The 24,510-nt window shown below is 64.3% G+C and carries 17 protein-coding genes; all 17 read left to right on the top strand.

Features of this window, described 5'->3' with window-relative positions:
• Positions 1–415: 415 nt before the first annotated feature.
• On the top strand, positions 416–1,477 hold the full coding sequence (aroG, locus tag ACSUZJ_RS19825; RefSeq protein ID WP_499411010.1) for a 3-deoxy-7-phosphoheptulonate synthase AroG: 1,062 nt from the start codon (positions 416–418) through the stop codon (positions 1,475–1,477).
• 328 nt (positions 1,478–1,805) lie between these two features.
• Positions 1,806–2,744: an ABC transporter permease gene (locus tag ACSUZJ_RS19820; RefSeq protein WP_499411008.1), complete on the top strand. Its 939-nt coding sequence runs from the start codon at positions 1,806–1,808 to the stop codon at positions 2,742–2,744.
• Positions 2,745–2,761: 17 nt separating this feature from the next.
• The gene (locus ACSUZJ_RS19815) at positions 2,762–3,766 is read left to right on the top strand and encodes an ABC transporter permease (protein ID WP_499411006.1); all 1,005 of its coding nucleotides are present in this window, start codon (positions 2,762–2,764) and stop codon (positions 3,764–3,766) included.
• Between the two features lie 17 nt (positions 3,767–3,783).
• Complete coding sequence (locus ACSUZJ_RS19810; RefSeq protein WP_499411004.1) at positions 3,784–5,481, top strand: ABC transporter ATP-binding protein; 1,698 nt, start codon at positions 3,784–3,786, stop codon at positions 5,479–5,481.
• A 64-nt stretch (positions 5,482–5,545) separates the two neighbouring features.
• Positions 5,546–6,508 (top strand): DedA family protein/thiosulfate sulfurtransferase GlpE, encoded by a 963-nt coding sequence (locus tag ACSUZJ_RS19805; RefSeq protein WP_499411002.1) that lies wholly within the window; start codon positions 5,546–5,548, stop codon positions 6,506–6,508.
• A gap of 130 nt (positions 6,509–6,638) precedes the next feature.
• Positions 6,639–7,652, top strand: a complete 1,014-nt coding sequence (locus tag ACSUZJ_RS19800; protein WP_499411000.1) for a glucokinase — start codon at positions 6,639–6,641, stop codon at positions 7,650–7,652.
• Positions 7,653–8,152: 500 nt separating this feature from the next.
• Entirely contained in the window at positions 8,153–8,890 is a 738-nt protein-coding gene (gene scpB, locus ACSUZJ_RS19795; protein ID WP_499410998.1) for an SMC-Scp complex subunit ScpB, read from the top strand.
• Positions 8,877–10,886, top strand: coding sequence for a 23S rRNA pseudouridine(2605) synthase RluB (gene rluB / locus ACSUZJ_RS19790; RefSeq protein WP_499416615.1), 2,010 nt, complete (start codon positions 8,877–8,879; stop codon positions 10,884–10,886). The genes scpB and rluB overlap by 14 nt, the downstream gene beginning before the upstream one ends.
• A gap of 398 nt (positions 10,887–11,284) precedes the next feature.
• Positions 11,285–11,773, top strand: a complete 489-nt coding sequence (gene rimP / locus ACSUZJ_RS19785; protein WP_499410996.1) for a ribosome maturation factor RimP — start codon at positions 11,285–11,287, stop codon at positions 11,771–11,773.
• On the top strand, positions 11,770–13,335 hold the full coding sequence (gene nusA, locus ACSUZJ_RS19780) for a transcription termination factor NusA (RefSeq protein ID WP_499410994.1): 1,566 nt from the start codon (positions 11,770–11,772) through the stop codon (positions 13,333–13,335). Before rimP ends, nusA begins: the two co-directional genes overlap by 4 nt.
• A gap of 63 nt (positions 13,336–13,398) precedes the next feature.
• Positions 13,399–16,209: a translation initiation factor IF-2 gene (gene infB / locus ACSUZJ_RS19775; RefSeq protein ID WP_499410992.1), complete on the top strand. Its 2,811-nt coding sequence runs from the start codon at positions 13,399–13,401 to the stop codon at positions 16,207–16,209.
• 156 nt (positions 16,210–16,365) lie between these two features.
• Positions 16,366–16,770: a 30S ribosome-binding factor RbfA gene (gene rbfA / locus ACSUZJ_RS19770; RefSeq protein WP_499410990.1), complete on the top strand. Its 405-nt coding sequence runs from the start codon at positions 16,366–16,368 to the stop codon at positions 16,768–16,770.
• Positions 16,767–17,693, top strand: coding sequence for a tRNA pseudouridine(55) synthase TruB (truB, locus tag ACSUZJ_RS19765; RefSeq protein ID WP_499410988.1), 927 nt, complete (start codon positions 16,767–16,769; stop codon positions 17,691–17,693). The genes rbfA and truB overlap by 4 nt, the downstream gene beginning before the upstream one ends.
• Before the next feature lie 309 nt (positions 17,694–18,002).
• Complete coding sequence (gene typA / locus ACSUZJ_RS19760) at positions 18,003–19,841, top strand: translational GTPase TypA (protein WP_499410986.1); 1,839 nt, start codon at positions 18,003–18,005, stop codon at positions 19,839–19,841.
• 148 nt (positions 19,842–19,989) lie between these two features.
• A complete protein-coding gene (locus tag ACSUZJ_RS19755) occupies positions 19,990–21,744 on the top strand; it encodes an ABC transporter ATP-binding protein (RefSeq protein WP_499410985.1) in 1,755 nt (584 codons plus the stop codon).
• Positions 21,745–21,878: 134 nt separating this feature from the next.
• The gene (locus ACSUZJ_RS19750) at positions 21,879–22,763 is read left to right on the top strand and encodes a PilZ domain-containing protein (RefSeq protein ID WP_499410984.1); all 885 of its coding nucleotides are present in this window, start codon (positions 21,879–21,881) and stop codon (positions 22,761–22,763) included.
• 598 nt (positions 22,764–23,361) lie between these two features.
• Positions 23,362–24,312, top strand: coding sequence for a tRNA dihydrouridine(20/20a) synthase DusA (dusA, locus tag ACSUZJ_RS19745; protein WP_499410982.1), 951 nt, complete (start codon positions 23,362–23,364; stop codon positions 24,310–24,312).
• Positions 24,313–24,510 lie beyond the last annotated feature (198 nt).

Below are 24,510 nucleotides of genomic sequence, written 5' to 3'. Positions count from 1 at the left end.
ACCTCATGCATTCAATCGTCGGCAATTGCTCAGCCGTAAAACAAACACAGCCGGACCGGGGCTTGTTCCGACTTTTGCATCGATGACAATGCCACCTCTGATATCTCTCAATTGTTGTTCTTGCACCGCAAAGCACGTCGGTTTGTCGCAACTGCTCGCCAAACTGCCCATGTTTACGCTACGGATAAAAGGCTTGCCAACGCTCACGCATTGGCGTTATAGTCGTTTGGACCACTTTCGGATCCCATCCATGCGCAACGCTGCTTTCTTTACCCGCTGGTTTTATTTTGGCCATTCCAGCCTTCAGGCGGTGGAGTAGCGGCGGGTACACGCAACAGCAGAGACCAGACCGAGAACCATGAAACCGCCAGCGATGGCGGTTTTTTTATTTCCAGACCAGATAACGGAGTACAGCATGCCTCGCACCGACGACCTACGCATCCGCGAAATGAAGGAACTGACGCCACCCTCGCACCTGATCCGCGAGTTTCCGGTGACGCCGGCAGCGGAGCAGACCGCGGCCGGCGCGCGCGTGGCCCTGCACCGCATCCTGCACGGCCAGGACGACCGCCTGATGGTGGTGATCGGCCCGTGCTCGATCCACGACCCGAAGGCCGCGCTCGAGTACGCGCGCCGCCTGGTCGAGCAGCGCCGCCGCTTCATTGGCGACCTCGAGATCGTGATGCGCGTCTATTTCGAGAAGCCGCGCACCACGGTGGGCTGGAAGGGCATGATCAACGACCCCTACATGGACAACAGCTTCCGCATCAACGACGGCCTGCGCATGGCGCGCGAGCTGCTGCGCGACGTCAACGAGATGGGCCTGCCGGCCGGCACCGAGTTCCTCGACGTGATCAGCCCGCAGTACATCGCCGACCTGATCAGCTGGGGCGCGATCGGCGCGCGCACCACCGAGTCGCAGGTGCACCGCGAGCTCGCCTCCGGCCTGTCCTGCCCGGTCGGTTTCAAGAATGGCACCGACGGCAACATCAAGATCGCGACCGAAGCGATCAAGGCGGCCTCGCAGCCGCACCACTTCCTGTCGGTGACCAAGGGCGGCCACTCGGCGATCGTCTCGACCTCGGGCAACGAGGACTGCCACATCATCCTGCGCGGCGGCAAGACGCCGAACTACGACGCCGCCAGCGTGGAGGAGGCCTGCCGCCAGATCGCGGCCCTGGGCCTGGCCTCGCGCCTGATGATCGACGCCTCGCACGCGAACAGCTCGAAGAAGCCCGAGAACCAGGTGCCGGTGTGCGCCGACATCGCCGGCCAGATCGCCGCCGGCGACGAGCGCATCGTCGGCGTGATGATCGAATCGCACCTGGTGGCCGGGCGCCAGGACCTGGTGCCGGGCAAGGAGCTGACCTACGGCCAGTCGGTGACCGACGGCTGCATCGACTGGGACACCAGCGTGCAGGTGCTGGAAGGGCTGGCCGCCGCGGTGCGCCAGCGCCGGCTGCGCGAGGATGGCTGAAGCAGCGGGCCGGTTGCGCATCGTGCTGTGGTAGGGTGGGCACCTGTGCCCACGCGGTCTCGCCAGCTGATCATATGCGGCGGAGCCAGGATGCCAACGGGCGGGCGCCTGGCGGATGCATTTCGACAAGCTACCGTTGAACCGCGTGGACACAGGTGTCCACCCTACGACACCGTTCGACACGCTACCGTGCTACCGCGTGGGCTCGAGAGCCAGTCCTGGGAAACCCACCTCGCGGTTATCGCCGGCCCAAATAAGTTCATGGCCCGCCGACGCTGATTTGCGCTATCGTTAGCGTTTTTCATACGGCTGGGCACAGGAAGTCTCGATGGCAGCTTACATACTCCGGCGGCTGTGGCAGATGCTGCCGACGATGGCGGGCGTGATCGTGCTCGTGTTCGTGCTGTTCAACTGGGTCGGCGGCGACCCGGCCTATCTCCTCGCGGGCAAGATGGCCGACGAGGCGGCCATCGCGAATATCCGCGCCCAGCTCGGCATCGACCAGCCGGTCTGGGTCCAGCTCGGCATCTTCCTGAAGCAGATCCTCACCTTCGACTTCGGCAATGCCTGGAGCACGGGCGAGCCGGTCTCGCACATCATCGCCAGCCGCCTCGGGCCTTCGCTCACGGTGCTGGTGCCGCTGACCGTGCTCGAGACCTTCTTCGGCATCGCCCTGGCCCTCGGCATCGCTTTCGTGCGCGGCTCGCTGACCGACCGCGCCGTGATGGTGGCCTGCACGGTCGGCATGTCGATCTCGATCCTGGTTTACATCTCTGTGTTCCAGTACTTCTTCGCCTACAAGCTCGGGCTGTTCCCGGTGCAGGGCTGGGGCGCGAGCCTGGGCGAGAACCTGCTGCGCTATGCGCTGCTGCCGATCATCATCGGGCTTGCGGTCTCGATCGCGCCCACCCTGCGCCTGTACCGCAGTTTTGTCCTCGACGAAGTGAACCAGGACTACGTGCGCACCGCGCGCGCGAAAGGCCTGAAGGAGCGCCGCATCGTCTGGGTCCACGTGCTGAGGAATGCCGCGATCCCGATCATCACCCACGTGATGGCGAACCTGCCGGCGCTGCTGATCGGCGCTTTTCTCCTCGAGCGCTTCTTCGGCATCCCCGGCATCGGCCGCGAAGTGATCCTGGCGGTCGAACGCAGCGATTTCCCGGTCATCAAGGCGATCACCGTGTGCGTCGCCGCCGCGACCATGGTGTTCAACCTGCTGGCCGACCTGCTGTACCAGGCGGTCGACCCGCGCGTGCAACTGAAGTGACGAAGTGTGATGAATCGATGACGAACGACGCTGTTTCCCCCGGCCTGTGGGCGCTCGCCTGGCGCCGCCTGCGCGCCGACCGCGTCGCCATGGCGGCCCTTGCCGTCGTCGGGCTGTTCCTGCTGATGCTGGTGCTGTCTTTTAGCGGCGTGATTGCCGCCGACTGGGAAGAGGAGGTGGCCGTCAACTATGCGCCGCCGAGCTTCGTCGGGGCGGACGCGGCCACCGCCGCGCTGGCCCGGCCGCAGCCGCCAACGCCGCCGAACGCCTTCGATCCGCTGGCCGGCGAGCTCGAGGCGCTCAAGCGCGAAGTGCAGCGCAGCCACCCGCCGGTGGCCAAGGCGCTGACGCTTCCCTTTGGGGCCGACAAGTGGGGCCACGACATCCTGAAGAAGACCATCAAGGGCGGCGAGACCTCGATCGTGGTCGGCCTCGTCGCGGCGTTCGTCGCGGTGGCGCTGGGCACCGTGTTCGGGGCCGTTTCCGGTTTCTATGGCGGGGTCGTCGATGACCTGTTCAACTGGTTCTACAGCGTCTTCACCTCGATCCCCTCGATCCTGATGATCCTGGCCGTGGCCGCCGTGCTGCAGCAGAAAGGGGTGACGACCATCGTGCTGATCCTGGGCTTGACCGGCTGGACCGGACCCTACCGCCTGATCCGCGCCGAGTACATCAAGCACAAGGCGCGCGAATACGTGATGGCGGCCGACGCCATCGGCGCCTCGAACTGGCGCAAGATGTTCTCGCACATCTTCCCCAACGTCTCGCACGTGGCGCTGGTGCAGGTCTCGATCCTGGTGGTGGGCTTCATCAAGGCCGAGGTCATTCTTTCCTTCCTGGGCTTCGGGGTGCCGGTCGGGACGGTGTCCTGGGGCAGCATGCTGAACGAGGCGCAGAACGAGCTCATTCTCGGCAAGTGGTGGCAACTGGCCGCCGCGGCGGGCGCGATGGCGCTGCTGGTGACGGCGTTTTCCCTGTTTACCGACGCGCTGCGCGATGCGCTCGACCCGAAGTTGAAATGAGCTGAAATGAGGCGGCGATGACGAACGACGACAACATGCTGCTGAGTGTGCGCGACCTGCGCATTTCCTTCCGCGTCGACAGGAAGAACACGGTCGAGGCGATCAAGGGCATCTCCTTCGATGTGCCGCGGGACGCCACGGTGGCCCTGGTGGGCGAATCGGGCAGCGGCAAGTCGGTCAGCTCGCTGGCCGTGATGGGACTGCTGCCGCCGGACACGACCATCGTGCACGAAGGCGCGAGCGTGCGCTTCGACGGCCGCGAGCTCCTGGCCCTGCCGCTGGCCGAACGCCGGCGCCTGTGCGGCAAGGACATCGCGATGATCTTCCAGGAGCCGATGTCCTCGCTCAATCCGGTGTTCACGGTGGGCTTCCAGATCGGCGAGGTCCTGCGCCTGCACATGGGCATGAACAACAAGCAGGCGCGTGCGCGCACCCTCGAGCTGCTGGCCGAAGTCGGCATCCCCGATCCGGCGGCGAAGATCGACGCCTACCCGAGCCAGATGTCGGGCGGCCAGCAGCAGCGCGTGATGATCGCGATGGCGATCGCCTGCGAGCCCAAGCTCCTGATCGCCGACGAGCCGACCACCGCGCTCGACGTGACGATCCAGAAGCAGATCATGGAGCTGATCGCGCGCCTGCAGAAAAAGCATCGCATGGCGGTGCTGTTCATCACCCACGACCTTGGGCTGGTCGGGGAAATCGCCGACCGCGTGATCGTGATGCGCCATGGCGTGGTGCGCGAGGAGGGGACGGCTTCCCAGGTGTTCGGCGCGCCGCGCGACCTGTACACGCGCGCGCTGCTGCATTGCCGTCCGAAGCTCGATGAGCGTCCTGTGCGCCTGCCCGTGATCGACGACTTCATGAACGGGGAGGGCAGGACGCGGATTGTCCTGCCTCAGCGTACGCGCGGTTATGCGCCGGACGACGAGAACGTGCTGGTCGTGAAGAACCTGCGCAAGAGCTTCTGGCTGCGCGAGGGCCTGTTCGGCAAGCGCGAGTTCCGCGCCGTGAAGGATGTCTCGTTCACTCTCCCGCGCGGCAAGACCCTGGGCGTGGTCGGCGAATCCGGTTCGGGCAAGACCACGGTCGGCCTGACGCTGCTGCGGCTGCACCGCGCCAGCGGCGGCAGCGCTTTTTTTCAGGGCCGGGACCTGATCGCCATGTCGGACCGCGAGTACCAGGCCTACAAGCGCCGCATCCAGATCATTTTCCAGAACCCTTACGCCTCGCTCAATCCGCGCTTCACGGTCGGCCAGATCCTGCTCGAGCCGATGCGCATCCACGGCATCGGCGCCACCGACCATGAGCGCACCAGGACGGTGCAGGCCCTGCTCGGGCGGGTCGGCCTGCCGGCCGCCGCTTACCACCGTTATCCGCACGAATTCTCCGGCGGCCAGCGCCAGCGCATCGCGATCGCGCGCTGCCTGACCATGAAGCCGGAAATCCTGGTCTGCGATGAGTCGGTCTCGGCGCTGGACGTGTCGGTGCAGGCCCAGGTGCTGAACCTGCTGCAGGACCTGCAGGACGAGTACAGGATGAGCTACATCTTCATCTCGCACGACCTGTCGGTGGTGCGCTACATCGCCGACCAGGTGATGGTGATGCACCACGGCAGCGTGGTCGAAATCGGCGACTCGGACGAGCTCTACCGCAATCCGCGGCATGACTATACGAAGACATTACTTGCTGCCATTCCGCGCGGCGCGCAACTGTAATATCACTGTTGTGTAAACCCGGCAGCCGCCAGCCGCGCAGGGCGATTTCCGCTACCATGTCGGGATGTCCCAGCTCTCGGTCCTGATCCAGAACCACGGTGTCCTGCTCGTCTTCGGCACAGTGCTGCTGGAGCAGTTCGGCCTGCCGATTCCCGCCTTTCCGGTGCTGGTCGTGGCCGGTGCGATGGCGATGGACGGCGGCGCCAGCTGGCAGCTGTGCCTGTTGGCCGTGCTGCTGGCCTGCCTGATCTGCGATTATTTCTGGTTCCGCGCCGGCCGCTACTACGGCAAGCGCGTGCTGCGCCTCCTGTGCCGCATCTCGCTGTCGCCCGATTCCTGCGTCAACCAGACCGAGGACCGCTTCCGCCGCTATGGGCCAAAGTCGCTGCTGGTCTCGAAGTTCATCCCCGGCTTCAACGCCATTGCCGCGCCGATGTCCGGCGCGCTCGGCACGCGCACGCGTCCCTTCCTCGGCTTCGCCTCGACCGGCGCGCTGCTATGGGGCGGCACCGGCATCGCGGTGGGCGCGGTCTTCCACGACAGCGTCGACCAGGTGCTGGCAGGCCTGGAGACGATGGGCAGCACCGCCCTCATGGTGCTGGGCGCGCTGCTGGCGCTGTTCGTCGCCTATAAATATGTCGAGCGGCGCCGCCACCGCGCCAGCATGGCCGTGCCGCGTATCGGCGTGCAGGAACTGATGGCGCTGATCGAGGCCGGCCATGATCCGCTCATCGTCGACGCCAGGAGCAGCACCGCCCATGCGCTGGAAGCGGCGATTCCCGGCGCGCTGCTGTACAAGGATTGCGAACCGGGGCAGCTCATGGCCAGCCTCGACCGTGACCGCCACATCGTCGTCTACTGCAGTTGCCCGAACGACGTCACCGCCGCCCAGGTGGCCAAGGAATTCCTCGCCAACGGCTTTCACCGCGCCCGGCCCCTGCAGGGCGGGCTCGACGCGTGGAATGCCCATCAATTACCGGCGGCCGGACCTTACCCCGAAGAACCGGGCAGGGCGGTAACTTCGTAGTTGTACTACTCGGCTCGCTGCGGCTAATCTCATACGTACGCGCGTAGCTTTGTACCTAAACTACAAAATTAACTTGTAATCGCGCAAAGAAATCCAGTAAGCTTGGATGTCCCCCGTATCCTGTGCTGCAATGACTGCTTCCCTGCCCGACACCACTGTTTCCACCGCCGGCCGCTTCGATACCGCCCGCCTGCTGGCCGACATCGGCGGCACCAATGCCCGTTTTGCCATCGAAACGGCGCCGGGCCGCTTCGAAGCCGTGCAAGTGCTGGGCTGCGGCGACTACGCCACGCTGGGCGACGCCATCCGCACCTATCTCGCCTCGTCCGCCGTCGCCGCCTTCGGCAAGGTACGGCATGCCGCGATCGCGATCGCCAATCCGGTCGATGGCGACCAGATCCGCATGACCAACCACCACTGGCAGTTCTCGATCGAGGCCCTGCGCCAGGAAGTCGGCTTCGACACCCTGCTGGTGGTCAACGATTTCACTGCGCTGGCGCGCTCGCTGCCTCACCTGCAGGACGGCGACAAGGTCCAGGTCGGCGGCGGTACGCCGCGCGCCGGTGCGCCGCTGGCCCTGCTGGGCGCCGGCACCGGCCTGGGCGTGTCGGGCCTGATCCCGGCCGGCGCCAGCTGGACCGCGCTGTGCAGCGAAGGCGGCCACGTCAGCTTCGCGCCGGTGAATGAACTGGAAGTGGCGATCCTGCAGTACGCCTGGCGCGAATTCGAGCATGTCTCGTTCGAACGCTTCCTGTCGGGCGCCGGTGTCGAGCTGATCTACCGCGCGCTGGCGCAGCACCACGGCCGGCAGGCCGAAGCCCTGGGCGCGCCCGAAATCTCGCGCCGCGCCCTGGCGGGCGAGTGCGCGCTGTCCAGTGAGGTGCTGGATGTCTTCTGCGGCATGCTCGGCACGGTGGCCGGCAACCTGGTCGTCACCCTGGGCGCCCAGGGCGGTGTGTACATCGGCGGGGGCATCGTCCCGCGCCTGGGCGAGCGTTTCGCCGCTTCCTCCTTCCGCAGCCGCTTCGAGCAGAAGGGCAGGTTCTCGTCCTACCTGGCTCAGGTGCCCACCTACGTGATCACGGCCCAATATCCGGCTTTTCTTGGCGTGTCGGCGATTCTGTCGGAAAAACTGTCGGCCTGACGCCAATCCGGAGGCGCGCACCCTTGCGCAAGTGACCGTTCCTGTGTTTTATCGGTTACAATGGCCCGCAGTTGGAAGAAACGCGCAGTTGGAAATGATGACACGCACGCCCCGAGCGTGCGTCCGCGGCGCCCCGAGCCTGCGCTGTCCGGCGCGCCCGCGTTTCGCTGAAATATACCAACCGGCCGCCCGCCTGGCACGCTGGCAGCCCTGTGCCCGGGTCCATTTCCGTGCCCCGCCACTGAAAAACGCCCGCAGCGTCCAAGCGCGGGCCACGAATTCCAGTTTCGACGAGCAGTACCTGTGAGCCGCTGCGTTCCGTGACGCCGCCGGCAGTGCAAGCCGATATCCGCTGGCGGAATCCGTCCAGGCGGACCGCGCCGGCATCGGCGGCGGGCGTTTCGCTGTCCGGCAGGCAGTGCCGCCGGACCGGCTTGCCGGCATCCGCCGAGCGGTTTTATTTGATAGTTTCTTAGCATTCGAGCCTGACGACATCGAGAATGAAGACTGATGAGGCCAAGCGGGTCCTCGAGACCGCCTTGCTGTGCGCGCGCGAGCCGATGTCGATCCATGGCATGAAGAAGCTGTTCGCCGACGTCGACGCGAACGGCAGGCAGATCGGCATCGGCGTCGGCTCGGACACGATCAAGCTGCTGCTCGAGGAACTGCGCCACGACTGGCGCGACCGCGGCATCGAGATCGTCAGCCTGGCATCCGGCTGGCGCTTCCAGAGCCGCCCCGAAATGAAGCCTTATCTCGACCGCATTTCGCCGGAAAAACCGCCGAAGTATTCGCGGGCGACGCTGGAAACGCTGGCCATCATCGCCTACCGCCAGCCGGTCACCCGCGGCGACATCGAGGAAATCCGCGGCGTCGCGGTGAACTCGCAGACCATCAAGATGCTCGAAGACCGGGGCTGGATCGACGTCGTGGGTCATCGCGAGGTGGTCGGACGTCCGGCGCTGCTCGGTACGACGAAACAATTTCTGGACGACCTGGGCCTGGCTTCGCTGGCCCAATTGCCGCCGCTGGACGCCATCGCCGACGCCTCCGACGGGCGCAGCCTCGAGGCGCTGGAAGCGGCGCTGAACGCAAATTTTGACAAGGCGGACGCGGATGCGGCCGCCGTCGACGAACAAGTTACTTCACCCGTTGAAGTCCCGATTCATGACCAGCAACCGGCCGTCGGCGCGGTACCAGGTCAGCACAACAACGAAACGAATGATGAATCCAACTGACACCACCGAGACCAATCCCGCCCAGGGCGGTAAGGACGACGCGGCCAAACCGAAGCGCCGCACCCGGGCCGTAGCCCCTGCCGCGGCCGACGCCGCGCCGGCGGAGAAGCCAAAACGCAGCGCCAAGGCCACCGTTCCTGACGTGGCCGACGCCGCGCCGGCGGAGAAGCCGAAGCGCCGCACAAAGGCTGCGGCCGCCTCCGCTGCCGAAGGCGAAGCCAGCCCGGCCGCCGAGGCCGTGCTGAAGGCGCCCGCCGCCCGCAAGCCACGCGCAAGCAAGGCCAAACCGGCCGCCGCTGCAAGCGAGCCGGCGGAGCAAGCCGCTCCGGCTCCGGCTGCCGCCCCCGTGGCCGCCGCCCCGGCAGCCGCTGCGCCCGCCGCTGAAACCGCGCCTTCGCAAGCCGCACCGGCGCAAGCCGAGGCGCCGCGCCAGGAACAGGGCCAGCGCAAGCCGCGCGGTCCGCGCCAGATGCGCGAGCAGCGCGGCCAGCGCGAAGCGCGCCAGGCTGTCGCCAGCCCGGCGCCTGAGGCCGCTGCGCCGGACGCTGCCGGCGAGCAGCCGGCCGCCACCGAGGCGCGCCGCGAGCAGCGCCAGGGCAAGGGCAAGCAGAAGAACCAGAAGAACGCGCAAAAGAATGCCCAGCAAAACAGCCAGCAGGGCAATCAGCAGGCCAAAGGCGCCCAGCAGGGCAAGAGCGAGCAGCGGGGCAAGGGCGGCAAGCAGAAGGGCGGCCGCGGCAACGATGCCGACGCCGTGTTCTCCTTCGTCACCTCGGATGCTTTCGACGCCAATGACGGCGGCCAGGGCCAGCAGAAGGCCAAGCCGGTGCGCCGCGACCTGACCGCCGACGACGACGCGCCGAAGCTGCACAAGGTGCTGGCGGAAGCCGGTCTGGGTTCGCGCCGCGACATGGAGGAGCTGATCATCGCCGGGCGCGTCTCGGTGAACGGCGAGCCGGCCCACATCGGCCAGCGCATCCTGCCGACCGATGCGGTGCGCATCAACGGCAAGCTGATCCAGCGTAAGGTGAACAATAACAAGCCGCCGCGCGTGCTGGTGTACCACAAGCCGGCCGGCGAGATCGTCAGCCACGACGACCCGGAGGGCCGTCCCTCGGTGTTCGACCGCCTGCCGACCATGAAGACCGGCAAGTGGCTGGCCGTGGGCCGCCTCGACTTCAACACCGAGGGCCTGCTGCTGTTCACCACGTCCGGCGACCTGGCGAACCGCCTGATGCACCCGCGTTACAACATCGACCGCGAATACGCGGTGCGTACGCTGGGCGAGCTGGAAGAGGGCATGCGCCAGAAGCTGCTGGCCGGCGTCGAGCTCGACGACGGCAAGGCGGCCTTCACCAAGATCATCGACGGTGGCGGTGAAGGCATCAACAAGTGGTACCGCGTAGTGATCGGCGAAGGCCGCAACCGCGAGGTGCGCCGCATGTTCGAGGCGGTCGGGCTGACCGTCTCGCGCCTGATCCGTACCCGCTACGGCGCGATGACCCTGCCTTCGGGCCTGAAGCGCGGCCGCTGGGAAGAGCTGGAAGAAAACGATGTGCGCAACTTCATGGCCGCCTTCGGCATCGAGAAGAAGGGCGGCGCAGCCGCGGCCGGCGGCAAGGGCCAGGGCAAGAACCAGGGCCAGCCCGATCCGCGCCGCGCCGACGGCAACCGTATCGACCGTGCCGACGCCAACCGCAATGTCGACCCGTTCGGCCCGCCGGTGGTGCGCGCCGGCGCCCCGCGCGTCGGCGGCGTGGCGGCCGGCGGCCTGCCGGGCCCGGTGCGCGGCAAGGGTGGCCGGAATGGCAATGCGGGCAATGGAGGCGGCTTCGGCGGTTCGGGACGTCCGGGCAGCGGCGGCAGCAGCCGCCCGCGCCAGCCGGACCCGCTGCAGACCACCTTCGGCTTCGCCGGCACCGGCGGCGGCCGCCGCGGCGGCCAGGGTCCGCGCGGTTCCGAGTATGGCCTGCCGCGCCGCGGGCGCCGGGGGTAAGCGTTTGGGTTTGTAGGGTGGACTCCCGAGTCCACGCGGTACGGCGCTTGCGGCGAGATTGCTTTTACGGCGCATGCCCCGATATGCATGCTCATCGGCGCGCAGCGGTAACGGTGCATTCGTTCGACCGGTCAGACCGCGTGGACACAGGTGTCCACCCTACGGCAGCAATACCCGCGCACGCTTGCCGTGCGCATCCGTTGTTTCGCTCTCAATATAATGGTATGGCGATTGCAGCGTGCCCCGGAACAGGTTATAATTTGCAGCCTAATCAAAGTTCTTCCCGAGTGTGTTTATTTGGTGCAAGTGCTTTCATCTGGTTGGGTTGTGAATACAAAAAGATGGGCAGATGCCCATTTTTTTTTTGGTAAAACGTTTTAACGCCCTGGAGAAGTGTCGTGCAGCAGTTTGATTTGATCGCCAAGACAGTCAGTGGCCTGGGCTACGAGCTCGTTGATGTCGAACGAGGCGAGCGCGGGATCCTGCGCGTGTTTATCGATTTCCCGGCTGCCGTCGCTGACGAGAAGGGACCGATCACGGTCGAGGATTGTGCAACGGTGAGTCACCAGTTGTCGCACGTACTGACCGTGGAAAACGTCGATTACGAGCGTTTGGAAATTTCGTCGCCCGGGCTGGACCGCCCGGTGCGCACCCTGGCCGATTTCGAGCGCTTCGCCGGCCACGAATGCACGGTGAAGCTACGCGTCGCCATGCCGGGCACCGCGAACCGGAAGACCTATACGGGCATCCTGGTCGCGCCGGAAGGCGACAAGATCGGTCTGGAATTTGAAAGTAAAGATGGTCCGGCGTTGTTGGAATTTACGCTGGCCGAATTGGACAAGGCACGCCTGGTGCCGCAGGTGGATTTTAGGAGTCGCAAAGCATGAGTCGCGAAATTTTGTTACTGGTTGATGCGCTTGCGCGCGAAAAAAACGTCGATAAGGAAGTGGTCTTCGGGGCGCTCGAGTTCGCCCTGGCCCAGGCCACCAAAAAACGCTATGAAGGCGAGGTCGACATTCGCGTGAGCATCGATCGCGACAACGGCGAGTTCGAAACCTTCCGCCGCTGGCACGTCGTCCCTGACGAAGCCGGCCTGCAGCTGCCGGACCAGGAAATCCTGCACTTCGAAGCCAAGGAACAGATCCCGGATATCGAAGTCGACGAATACATCGAAGAGCCGGTGGAGTCGGTCGAGTTCGGCCGCCGCTTCGCCCAGGACACCAAGCAGGTCGTGCTGCAGCGCGTGCGCGATGCCGAGCGCGAGCAGATCCTGCAGGACTTCCTCGAGCGCGGCGATTCGCTGGTCACCGGCACCATCAAGCGCATGGAGCGCGGCGATGCCATCGTCGAGTCGGGCAAGATCGAAGCGCGCCTGCCGCGCGACCAGATGATTCCGAAGGAAAACCTGCGCATCGGCGACCGCGTCCGCGCCTACATCCTGCGCGTGGACCGCAACATGCGCGGCCCGCAGGTGATCCTGTCGCGCACCGCGCCGGAATTCATCATGAAGCTGTTCGAACTCGAAGTACCCGAGATCGAGCAGGGCCTGCTGGAAATCAAATCGGCTGCCCGTGACGCCGGCGTGCGCGCCAAGATCGCCGTCTACACGGCCGACAAGCGCATCGACCCGATCGGCACCTGCGTCGGCATGCGCGGTTCGCGCGTGCAGGCCGTGACCGGCGAACTCGGCGGCGAGCGCGTGGACATCGTGCTGTGGTCGGACGATCCGGCCCAGTTCGTGATCGGCGCGCTGGCTCCGGCCAACGTGTCGTCGATCATGGTCGACGAAGAGAAGCACGCGATGGACGTCGTCGTCGATGAAGAGAACCTGGCAATCGCGATCGGCCGTTCGGGCCAGAACGTGCGCCTGGCGTCGGAACTGACTGGCTGGAAGATCAACATCATGACGGCCGAGGAATCGGCCAACAAGGTGGCCCAGGAAACGGCGGCGATCCGCGCGCTGTTCATGGAAAAGCTCGATGTTGACCAGGAAGTGGCCGACATCCTCGTGGAAGAAGGCTTCTCGAGCCTTGAAGAAATCGCGTATGTACCTATTTCTGAAATGCTCGAGATCGAATCCTTCGACGAGGAAACCGTCAACGAACTGCGTACCCGCGCCCGTGACGCGCTGGTGACCGAAGCCATTGCCTCCGAAGAAGGTCTGGAAGGCATGGAAGAGGCGCTGGTGAACCTCGAGGGCATGGACCGCACGACCGCAGGCAAGCTCGGCCTGGCTGGCATCAAGACGGTGGAAGCATTCGCGGGTCTCGCTTACGACGAATTCGGCGCCATCCTGGCGCTCCCGTCGGACCGCGCCCGTGAACTGATCAAGAATGAATTTAATGATGTGACCGACGATGAGATGAAGCTGGTCGACGCGAAATACGACGACCGCGCGAAGGCATTGCAGGCGAAAGCCTGGAGCCAGGTCGAAACGGCCAAGGCTTAATTGCTGCTGCCGGATCGACAAAAAATCTTTATCATCTCCGCGACACATAGAAAAGAGGACTGAATGGCGAGTAACAACGTAGCCCAATTTGCCACCGAACTGAAGATGCCTGCAGATTTGCTGCTGACGCAGCTGCGTTCTGCCGGCGTCGAGAAAAGTTCGACGTCAGATCCCTTGTCAAAGGATGATAAGGACAAGCTGCTGAACCACCTGCGCCGTACCCACGGCGCGGGCGAACAGACCGAGAAGAAGAAAATCACGGTCACCCGCAAGGAAACGAGCGAGATCAAGCAGGCTGACGCATCGGGCAAATCGCGCACGATCCAGGTTGAAGTACGCAAGAAGCGCACCTTCGTCCAGCGTGACGACGTGGCGCCGGCCCCTGCTGCCGCGGCTCCCGCAGCCCCGGTTGTCGACGCCGCCGAAATCGCACGCCGCGAGGAAGAGGCGCGCCGCCAGGCCGAACTGATCGCACGCCAGGAAGCAGACCTGCGCGAGAAGCAGGAACGCCTGGCCAAGCTCGAATCGGAACGCCAGGCGCAAGCCAAGGCGGCCGAAGAGCAGGCCAAGCGCGATGCCGAAGAAAAGGCCAAGCGCGAAGCCGCCGCCGCCGCTGCCGCCAGCTCGGCTGCCACCGAGCAGGCCAAGCAGGCTGCCGCCGACGACGCCAAGCGCAAGGCTGAGGAAGCCGCCAAGGAAGCCGCCGAACGCGCTGCCGCCACCGAGCGCGCACGCAAGGCCGTGGCCGACGAAGTGGCCCAGATCAAGGCCATGATGGCCCAGCCGCGCCGCGTCATCAAGGCGCCCGAGCCAGCTCCGGCCCCGGTCGCCGCGAAGCCGGCCGCACCGGCGGGCACGCTGCACAAGCCGGCGGACAAGAAGCCGGCCGAAGCCAAGCCGGGCGACAAGAAGCCGGGCGACAAGAAGTCGATCAAGTCGGCCAACGTGTCGTCGACCTGGTCGGACGACAAGAAGCGCGGCGCACCTGGCGGCGCCAAGACCCGCGGCGGCGCAGGCGCGCCGAGCGGCCGCGACGGCTGGCGCAGTGGCGGCAAGGGCCGCCGCAATTCGCACGGCGACGAGCGCGAATCGAACTTCCAGGCCCCGACCGAGGCGATCGTGCGCGAAGTGCACGTGCCTGAAACCATCACCGTGGCCGAACTGGCGCACAAGATGGCGGTGAAGGCATCGGAAGTCATCAAGCAGCTGATGAAGCTGGGCCAGATGTGCACCATCAACCAGGTGCTGGACCAGGAAACCGCGATGATCGTGGTGGAAGAGATGGGCCACAAGGCCTTCGCTGCCGCCGTCGACGATCCGGAAGCGATCCTGGCCGACCAGGGCGAGCACGCCGAGTTCGAGTCGACCTCGCGCGCTCCGGTCGTGACCGTCATGGGCCACGTCGACCACGGCAAGACCTCGCTGCTGGACTACATCCGCCGTGCGAAGGTGGCTGCTGGCGAAGCCGGCGGCATTACCCAGCACATCGGTGCGTACCACGTGAACACCCCGCGCGGCATGGTCACCTTCCTGGATACCCCGGGTCACGAGGCGTTCACCGCCATGCGTGCCCGCGGCGCCAAGGCGACCGACATCGTCATCCTGGTGGTGGCGGCCGACGACGGCGTGATGCCGCAGACGAAGGAAGCGATCGCCCACGCGAAAGCTGCCGGCGTGCCGCTGGTTGTCGCAATCAACAAGATCGACAAGCAGGGCGCCAACACCGACCGCGTGACCCAGGAACTGGTTGCCGAAGGCGTGGTGCCGGAAGAATACGGCGGCGATGCGCCGTTCGTCCCGGTGTCGGCCAAGACCGGCCAGGGTATCGACGACCTGCTGGAAAACGTGCTGCTGCAGGCCGAAGTGCTGGAACTGAAGGCACCGGTCGAGTCGCCGGCACGCGGCCTGGTGGTCGAAGCCCGCCTGGACAAGGGCCGCGGCCCGGTCGCGACGATCCTGGTGCAGTCGGGTACGCTGCGCCGCGGCGACGTCGTGCTGGCCGGTTCTTCGTTCGGCCGCGTCCGTGCGATGCTGGACGAGAACGGCAAGTCGGTGGCCGAAGCCGGTCCGTCGATCCCGGTCGAGATCCAGGGCCTGACCGAAGTGCCGAGCGCCGGCGAGGAAGCCATGGTCATGGCCGACGAGCGCAAGGCGCGCGAGATCGCACTGTTCCGTCAAGGTAAGTTCCGCGACGTGAAGCTGGCCAAGCAGCAGGCGGCGAAACTGGAAAACATGTTCGACCAGATGGCCGAAGGCGAGGTGAAGAACCTGCCGCTGATCATCAAGACGGACGTGCAGGGTTCGCAGGAAGCACTGGTCGGTTCGCTGCAGAAGCTGTCGACTTCGGAAGTGCGCGTGCAGGTCGTCCATGCGGCGGTCGGCGGCATCACCGAGTCGGACGTCAACCTGGCGACCGCGTCGAAGGCAGTCATCATCGGCTTCAACGCCCGTGCCGACGCCCAGGCGCGCAAGCTGGCCGAAGCGAACGGCGTCGACATCCGTTACTACAGCATCATTTACGATGCGATCGACGAGATCAAGACGGCACTGTCGGGCATGCTGGCGCCGGAGAAGCGCGAGCACATCACCGGCCAGGTCGAGATTCGCCAGGTCATCATGGTGTCGAAGGTCGGTGCGATCGCTGGCTGCCTGGTCACGGATGGCGTCGTCAAGCGTACCTCGTCGGTTCGCCTGCTGCGCAACAACATCGTGGTCTGGACCGGCGAGATCGACTCGCTCAAGCGCTTCAAGGACGACGCGAAGGAAGTTCGTGCCGGTCTCGAGTGCGGTCTCTCGCTGAAGAACAACAACGAAATCCAGGTCGGCGACGTTCTGGAAGTGTTCGAAGTGCAGGAAGTGGCCCGTACGCTGTAATCGCAGCGCGGATCCAGAAAGCGCCATCGCCGGGCTCGCGCCCGCCCGATGGCGTTTTTTTTGCGCCCGCCCTCTCGCACACCTGCACGCGTGCCCGCGTACGCCCCCTTGTACGCGATCGATGTACCATTGTCACAAAACCCCCAACAACGAAACATGGCAAAACACAGCAAAAACATTCCCCAGCGCGGCTTGCGCGTTGCCGACCAGATCCAGAAGGACTTGTCGGAACTGATCGCATTCGAACTGAAGGACCCGCGCGTGGGCATGGTCACGCTGACCGAAGTGCAGCTCACCCCGGACTACGCCCATGCGAAGGTTTACTTCACCCTGCTGAAGGACAGCAAGGAAGAGGTCAAGCAGACGCTCGAGGGCCTCTCCAAAGCCGCCGGCTACCTGCGCAACCAGCTCGGCAAGCGCCTGCACATCCACACGCTGCCGCAACTGCACTTCCTGCACGACACCTCGACCTCGCGCGGCCTGCAGATGTCGGCGCTGATCGACCAGGCCAACGCCGTGCGCGCCGCCGACTTCGGCGAAGACGAGGCAGACTCGGAGTGAACGCTCGCCCGCAAAAAAAGCCGCGCGACCTGGTCGACGGCGTGCTGCTGCTCGACAAGCCGGTCGGCCTGTCCTCGAACGACGCGCTGATCAAGGCCAAGCGCGTGATGAACGCGAAGAAGGCTGGCCACACCGGCACCCTCGATCCCTTCGCAACGGGGCTCCTGCCGCTGTGCTTCGGCGAAGCGACCAAGTTCTCGCAGGATCTGCTGGAAGCGGACAAGACCTATGATGCGACCGTACACCTGGGCATCATGACGACGACCGGCGACACCGAAGGCGACACCATCGAGACGCGCGAAGTCGACGTCACGCTCGAGCAGATCGAAGCGGCGCTGGCGCGTTTCCGCGGCCCGATCCTGCAGGTGCCGCCGATGTACTCGGCCCTGAAGCGCGACGGCAAAGCGCTCTACGAATACGCGCGCGAAGGCATCACCCTCGAACGCGAAGCACGGCCAGTGACGATCCACGGCCTGGAGCTGATCGGGTACGAAACGCCGATGCTGAAGATCCGTGTCACCTGCAGCAAGGGCACCTACGTGCGCGTGCTGGGCGAGGACATCGGCGCAGCCCTGGGCTGCGGCGCGCACCTGAATGCGTTGCGCCGCATCCAGGTCGGTGCACTGACTGCCTCGACGATGATCACGCTGGAAGAGCTGCAGGCGCATCCCGACCCCCGTTCGCTGCTGGCGCCGGTCGACGCCTTGCTGTCGAGTTTCCCGTCGGTCGAACTCACGGACGAGCTGGCGAAGCGCTTCCTGAACGGCCAGCGCCTCGCGCTCGGGAAGGAGTCGGTCATGGTGCCCCAGGAGCTGGGCAGGGTGCGCGTGTACCACGGTGAAAAACTGCTCGGCACGGCGAACCTGCAGGAGTATGCGATCCTGGCGCCGGAACGCCTGATCGCTGCAGCCCAAGCCCAATAACTACGCTGCTTGCCGACGTAGGGTGGGCGCCCCGTGCCCACGCGTGGAGTCTGCGTCGTGTTGGCGTTTATAAAGGGCTGCGTCTGCTCATCGTTCACGGTGGGCACAGGGCGCCCACCCTACGTTGCCTCATCTTAATTTGCGCAGCGCAGCGAAAATCCTGCCCAAAAACCCTTGAAATCCCGGCAAGCCGTTGAAATTGCGGGGCTTTTCCCTGGAAACGTCACATTCGCGTGCTATACTAGTCGGTTTCCGAAATTGGCAGCACCGTACACATCCGTACATCACGCAAACCACGCTTGAAATCACATGTCAAATACCAAACGCGCAATTCGTAATATTGCAATCATCGCCCACGTTGACCACGGCAAGACCACGCTGGTCGACCAGCTGCTGCGCCAGTCGGGCACCTTCCGTGAGAACCAGGCCGTGGACACCCGCGTGATGGACTCGAACGACCTCGAAAAAGAACGCGGCATTACGATTCTGTCGAAGAATTGCGCGGTCGAGTACGAAGGCACCCACATCAACATCGTCGACACCCCTGGCCACGCCGACTTCGGCGGTGAAGTGGAACGCGTGCTGTCGATGGTCGACTCGGTGCTGCTGCTGGTCGATGCGCAGGAAGGCCCGATGCCGCAGACCCGTTTCGTGACCCGCAAGGCGCTGGCCCTGGGCCTGAAGCCGATCGTCGTCGTCAACAAGATCGACCGTCCGGGCGCGCGCGCCGACTGGGCGATCAACCAGACCTTCGAACTGTTCGACAAGCTGGGCGCCAACGACGAGCAGCTGGACTTCCCGATCGTCTACGCCTCGGGCCTGAACGGCTACGCCGGCATGACCGAAGACGTGCGCGGCGGCGACATGAAGCCGCTGTTCGACGCCATCCTGAAATACGTGCCGGTGCGTGACGACAATCCGGACGGCCCGCTGCAGATGCAGATCACCTCGCTGGACTACTCGTCCTACGTCGGCAAGATCGGTATCGGCCGCGTCAACCGTGGCCGCGTCAAGCCGGGCATGGACGTGCTGGTCGTGAACGGCCAGGACGACAAGAATCCGATCAAGGGCCGCATCAACCAGGTGCTGAACTTCAAGGGCCTGGAGCGCGTGCTGGTCGACGAAGCCGTCGCCGGCGACATCGTCCTGATCAACGGTATCGAAGACATCGGCATCGGTGTGACCGTGACCGCCGTGGATACCCCGGAAGCGCTGCCGATGCTGACCGTCGACGAGCCGACCCTGACCATGAACTTCATGGTCAACAACTCGCCGCTGGCCGGCCGCGAAGGCAAGTTCGTCACCAGCCGCCAGCTGCGCGACCGCCTCGAGCGCGAACTGAAGTCGAACGTGGCGCTGCGCGTGCTGCCGACCGACGACGACACCACCTTCGAAGTGTCGGGCCGCGGCGAACTGCACCTGACCATCCTGCTGGAAAACATGCGTCGCGAAGGCTTCGAGCTGGCCGTGTCGCGTCCACGAGTCGTCTTCAAGGAAATCGACGGCGTGAAGTGCGAGCCGTACGAAAACCTGACCGTCGACGTCGAAGAAGTGAACCAGGGCGGCGTGATGGAAGAACTGGGCCGCCGCCGTGGCGACCTGCAGAACATGGAATCGGACGGCAAGGGCCGTGTCCGTCTGGAATACCGCATCCCGGCACGCGGCCTGATCGGCTTCCAGGGCGACTTCATGACCTTGACCCGCGGCACCGGCCTGATGAGCCACGTGTTCGATGCCTACTCGCCGGTCGATACCGGCAAGGGCGAACTGGCCGGCCGTCGCAACGGCGTGCTGATCTCGCAGGATGACGGCAACGCCGTCGCCTACGCACTGTGGAAGCTGCAGGACCGCGGCCGCATGTTCGTCGAGCACAACACCCCGGTGTACGAAGGCATGATCATCGGTATTCACTCGCGCGACAACGACCTGGTCGTGAACCCGATCAAGGGCAAGCAGCTGACCAACGTCCGCGCCTCGGGCACCGACGAAGCCGTGCGCCTGGTACCGCCGATCCAGATGTCGCTGGAATACGCCGTCGAGTTCATTGAGGACGACGAACTGGTCGAGATCACGCCGAAGTCGATCCGCCTGCGCAAGCGTTACCTGAAAGAGCACGAGCGCAAGAAGGCATCGCGCGAAGGCGCATAATTTCCGCTGCGGACGTATCGTCCGCGCTGGAAGCGAAAAGACCCGCTGCTTGCAGCGGGTTTTTTTTCGCCGCGAGCATCGTAGGGTGGGCACGGGGCGCCCACCCTACGGGACGCAGCGATAAGGCAGGGCTTGCTACCATCTGTCCATGCGCATTCTCTGGACTTACCTGAAACCGCACTGGCGCCTCGGGCTACTGGCTCTGCTTCTGGCGGGAATCGCCCAGGTGCTGGCCCTGGTCGATCCGATCATCTTCGGCAGGATCATCGACCTCGTCACGCAGCGCGGTCCCGGCGACCCGGACCCGATGCCCCATGTAATGCGCCTGCTCGGCCTGGCGGTGCTGGTGGCCGTGCTGTCGCGCCTGGCGAAAGCCTTGCAGGAATACGTGACCCGGCTGGTGGTGCAAAAGCTCGGGGTGGCGATCTTCAACGACGGCCTGCGGCACCTGCTGCGCCTGAAATTCCAGGAGTTCGAGGACCTGCGCAGCGGCGAAATGCTGTCCCTGCTGCAGAAGGTGCGCGCCGACAGCGAACGCTTCATCAATACCTCGATCAATACCGTCTTCGCCTCACTGGTCGGCGTCAGCTTCCTGGTCTGGTATGCGGTGACGCGGCACTGGCTGCTGGTGCCGGTGTTCCTGGTGGGGGTGCTGGTGCTGGGCGGCCTGACCGGACTGCTTAGCCGCGAGATCAAGACCCAGCAGCGCTCGATCGTGCGCGAGACCAACCGCAATTCCGGCTTCATCACCGAGTCGCTGCGCAACATCGAGCTGATCAAGAGCCTGGGCCTGACCTTTCCCGAGATCCGGCGGCTGCGCAGCCAGACCGACGCCATCTTTGCGCTGGAGATGGAGAAGGTCAAGCGCATCCGCCTGCTGTCCTTCCTGCAGGGCTCGACGCTGAGCCTCCTGAAGCTGGCCATCCTGTTCGCGCTCCTGTGGCTGATCTTCCGCGACGTGCTCTCGACGGGCGAACTGATCGCGATGCAGTTCATCTCGGTGTCGATCTTCGCGCCGCTCCAGGAGCTGGGCAACATCATCCTCGCGCACCGCGAAGCGGAGGCTTCGCTCCTGAACTTCAGGAACCTGATCGACAAGCCGGTCGAACGCCGTCCGCCGGACCCGGTCGAGATCGGGCCCTTGAGCGAGCTGCGCTTTGCAAACGTGCGTTTTCGCCACAAGGGTGCGCAGGACGACGCCCTGGCCGGCGTCTCCTTCGAGGCGAAGCTGGGGCAGACCATCGCCTTCGTCGGGCCGTCGGGCTCGGGCAAGTCGACCCTGGTCAAGCTGCTGGTCGGCCTGTACGCGCCGGCCGCGGGCGAGGTGTTCTACAACGGCGTGGCGACCACGAAGCTGCGCTACAACCGCGTGCGGCGCCAGATCGGTTTCGTGACCCAGGAGACTTACCTGTTCGCCGGGACCATCCGCGACAACATCCGCTTCGTGCAGCCCGATGCGAGCGACGAGGAGATCGTGGCGGCGATGCGCCAGGCGTCCTGCGCCTACCTGCTGGAGCGCTCGCCCGAGGGGCTGGACACCGTGATCGGCGAGCGCGGCATGAAGCTGTCGGGCGGGGAGAAGCAGCGCCTGTCGATCGCGCGCGCCCTGGTGCGCCAGCCGGCGCTGCTGATTTTCGACGAGGCGACCTCGGCCCTCGATTCGCTGACCGAAGAGCAGATCACGAACACGGTGCGCGAGATCTCGGCGCGCGCCACCCAGATCACGATCCTGATCGCGCACCGGCTGTCGACCGTGATGCACGCCGATACGATTTATGTATTGGAGAAGGGGAGGATCGTCGAAAGTGGCTCGCATGCCGCGCTGCTGGAGGCCAAAGGGCTGTATTACGCGATGTGGCGCCAGCAGATCGGAGAGCGGACGAAACCGCCCGGCGCCGGCTGAGCGGGGTCATGCGGCGGCGAGAGGCTGCACACAATGACCGATGCTCCAGCCACCACCGTATATGCTAATTGCTGAAGATGTTAATCTGTGTCAACATCCTTGTTCGCGCTAGCGAAGAACGGAAAAACCGCAGAATGAACAAACAAAAGTTCGTGCATGTCACAGAAAATGATATTCCGCTAGGAAAGCCACTGCCATGGGCGCTTTTTTTAAGCTCGGGTGAGCTCCTTGCGCCTGCCGGTTACATAGTAACAGACCGAAGTTCTCAAGAGCGTCTGTTGCAGGCTCAAGCAATGCGGCCTATTCAGCCGGAAGACAGGCAACGGAAACTAATCGCCGTGGACGAGGATTCGACACGTGGGCAGGTTTTTACCGATCCTCTACTCGCACTGAAACACAATGCGGAAGGCATGGTGCTCACCTTCCAGCTTCCCGGGGATTTCGAATCACGCTCGGCACAAGTCGAGTTCTATGGTCGAGTGCCCATGCAATCGATCATCGTGTCAGCGCCGGTGGTACGTGCCAGCAATGGACAAAGCTGGCAGCATTTCGACGGTCTCCCCATGACCGCACAGGTCGTTTTAGGGCGAACGGTGAGTGTCTTCAAAACGTCCTTGCTTCGCTTCGCTTCAATACCCAGCGGGCACCTGTTCCTGCGCTACCCAACCGAAGCCGTCACCAAACCTTTTCGTCGGTCTCTGCGGGTCGACGTCAAGCTACCGGTATCCATCACGCTATCCGACGGTACGACTCCGGGAATACTTACTAATCTGTCAAGCGGAGGGTGTGCAATTGCCAGCCCCTTTGTGTTGGGCGACGTCGGAAGAGAGCTCATGCTTGCCTTTCGCCTCAAGATTAGTGGGAAAGCACATCTGGTGCAGCTGAGTGCCACGATTCGTACGATCAAAGGGAAGATTTCACAGCAGATGCAGTACGGGGTAGCTTTTAATCATGGCACTGACGAAGCTGTTGAATTGTTGCTGAAGTCGTTCATCTACGAGCAACTCGCTGAACAGTAACTACAGATACAGTCTGCATACGTGCATGGGCAGGAACAGTAACCCGACGTGCAAGCCTAGCTGCGATAAGGCCCGTTCTTACTGGTAGGCGTCGGTTGCTTCAGCCTTTTGATCTTGCCATACTCGCGGATCCACCTGCCACCTCAGTCAATTCTTCCTGGGGTGGTAGTGCCTGCTCATGCGGCCTCCTTTCAGCATGGCATGGAGTTGCCTGTCAAGTGAGGCCGCCCATGTTACACTCCTGGGCATAGCCGTCGATGAGATCGCCTACGCTACAACCTTCAGGAACTGGCTGACAGCCGCTCGCGACAATGTGTTTTCCTTGTACTTAATCTGCTTCGCCTTGTCTGAGCATCGCATTTCAGGGTGAAGGCTTGTCGCCGATACATCCCATCTCTTCGTACCTGAGCACGCCACTTCCCGCCAGGGAGCCTTGTGAACGTCGCCATCGCGCCCAATTCCTGTGTGTTTGATTATGCCCTGATCATGATCGATTTAACCCCTATCGTGTGCACCTCGTGTGCACGGAATGCTGCACATGACTGATTCCAAAGAAAAAAACGCCAATAAAAACAGACGCTTGCTCAGTGTCGCCCCCATGATGGACTGGACCGACCGCCACTGCCGCGTGTTTCACCGCCAGATCACCCGCCATACCTGGCTGTATACCGAAATGGTCACCACCGGCGCCCTGGTCTACGGCGACGTCGAGCGCCACCTGCGCTACGACGACATCGAGCACCCGATCGCCCTGCAACTGGGCGGCAGCGAGCCGCTCGATCTGGCGAAAAGCGCGAAGCTGGGGCAGGAGTGGGGCTACGACGAGATCAACCTGAACTGCGGCTGCCCGTCCGAGCGGGTCCAGAAGGGCGCGTTCGGCGCCTGCTTGATGAACGAGCCGCAGCTGGTGGCCGACTGCGTGAAGGCGATGCGCGACGCGGTGACGATCGACGTCACCGTCAAGCACCGCATCGGCATCGACCACAACGAAAGCTACGATTTCGTGCGCGATTTCGTCGGGACGATCGCCGACGCCGGCTGCCGCACTTTCATCGTCCACGCCCGCAACGCCATCCTAAAGGGACTCTCGCCGAAGGAAAACCGCGAGATCCCGCCGCTGCGCTACGAGGTGGCCTACCAGCTCAAGCGCGATTTTCCGGAACTGGAGATCATCATCAACGGCGGCGTGAAGACGGACGACGAGATCGCCGCCCACCTGGCGCACGTGGACGGCGTCATGCTGGGCCGCGAGGCCTATCACAATCCCTATGTCATGGCGAACTGGGACGCGCGCTTCTATGGCACGGATGCCGCCCCGAAGACCCGCGCCGAGGTGCTGGCCGCGATGGTGCCCTACATTGCCGACCAGCTGGCGCGCTACGGCGGCTACGGGCTCAAGCTCAACAGCATCACGCGCCACATGCTGGGCCTGACAGCCGGCCTGCCGGGCGCGCGCGCCTTCCGCCAGATGCTGTCCGACCCGAAAAAGCTCGCCGGCGGCGACCCACGCCTGCTGCTCGAGGCGGCCGCGCACATCCGCGATCTCTGAGCGCTTCCCGCTCCCTTCCTCTTCCTTTCCGCTCCGCGGTGGTGCGCCGTGCACCACCGGCGTGCAGCCGCGCCCTGCGACAGAGATTCCTGTAGGAAATTTACTACACGGTCATCGGAATTTGTGTAGACAGCTCCTGCCGTGCTTGCTCTGCAGCAAGACCCAATCCATAATTTGTTTTGCAATACTGAAGATTTG

This window comes from Telluria sp. B2 (genome assembly GCF_051789535.1).
Classification (GTDB): domain Bacteria; phylum Pseudomonadota; class Gammaproteobacteria; order Burkholderiales; family Burkholderiaceae_D; genus Telluria.
This window is presented reverse-complemented; position numbering and strand designations above follow the sequence as displayed.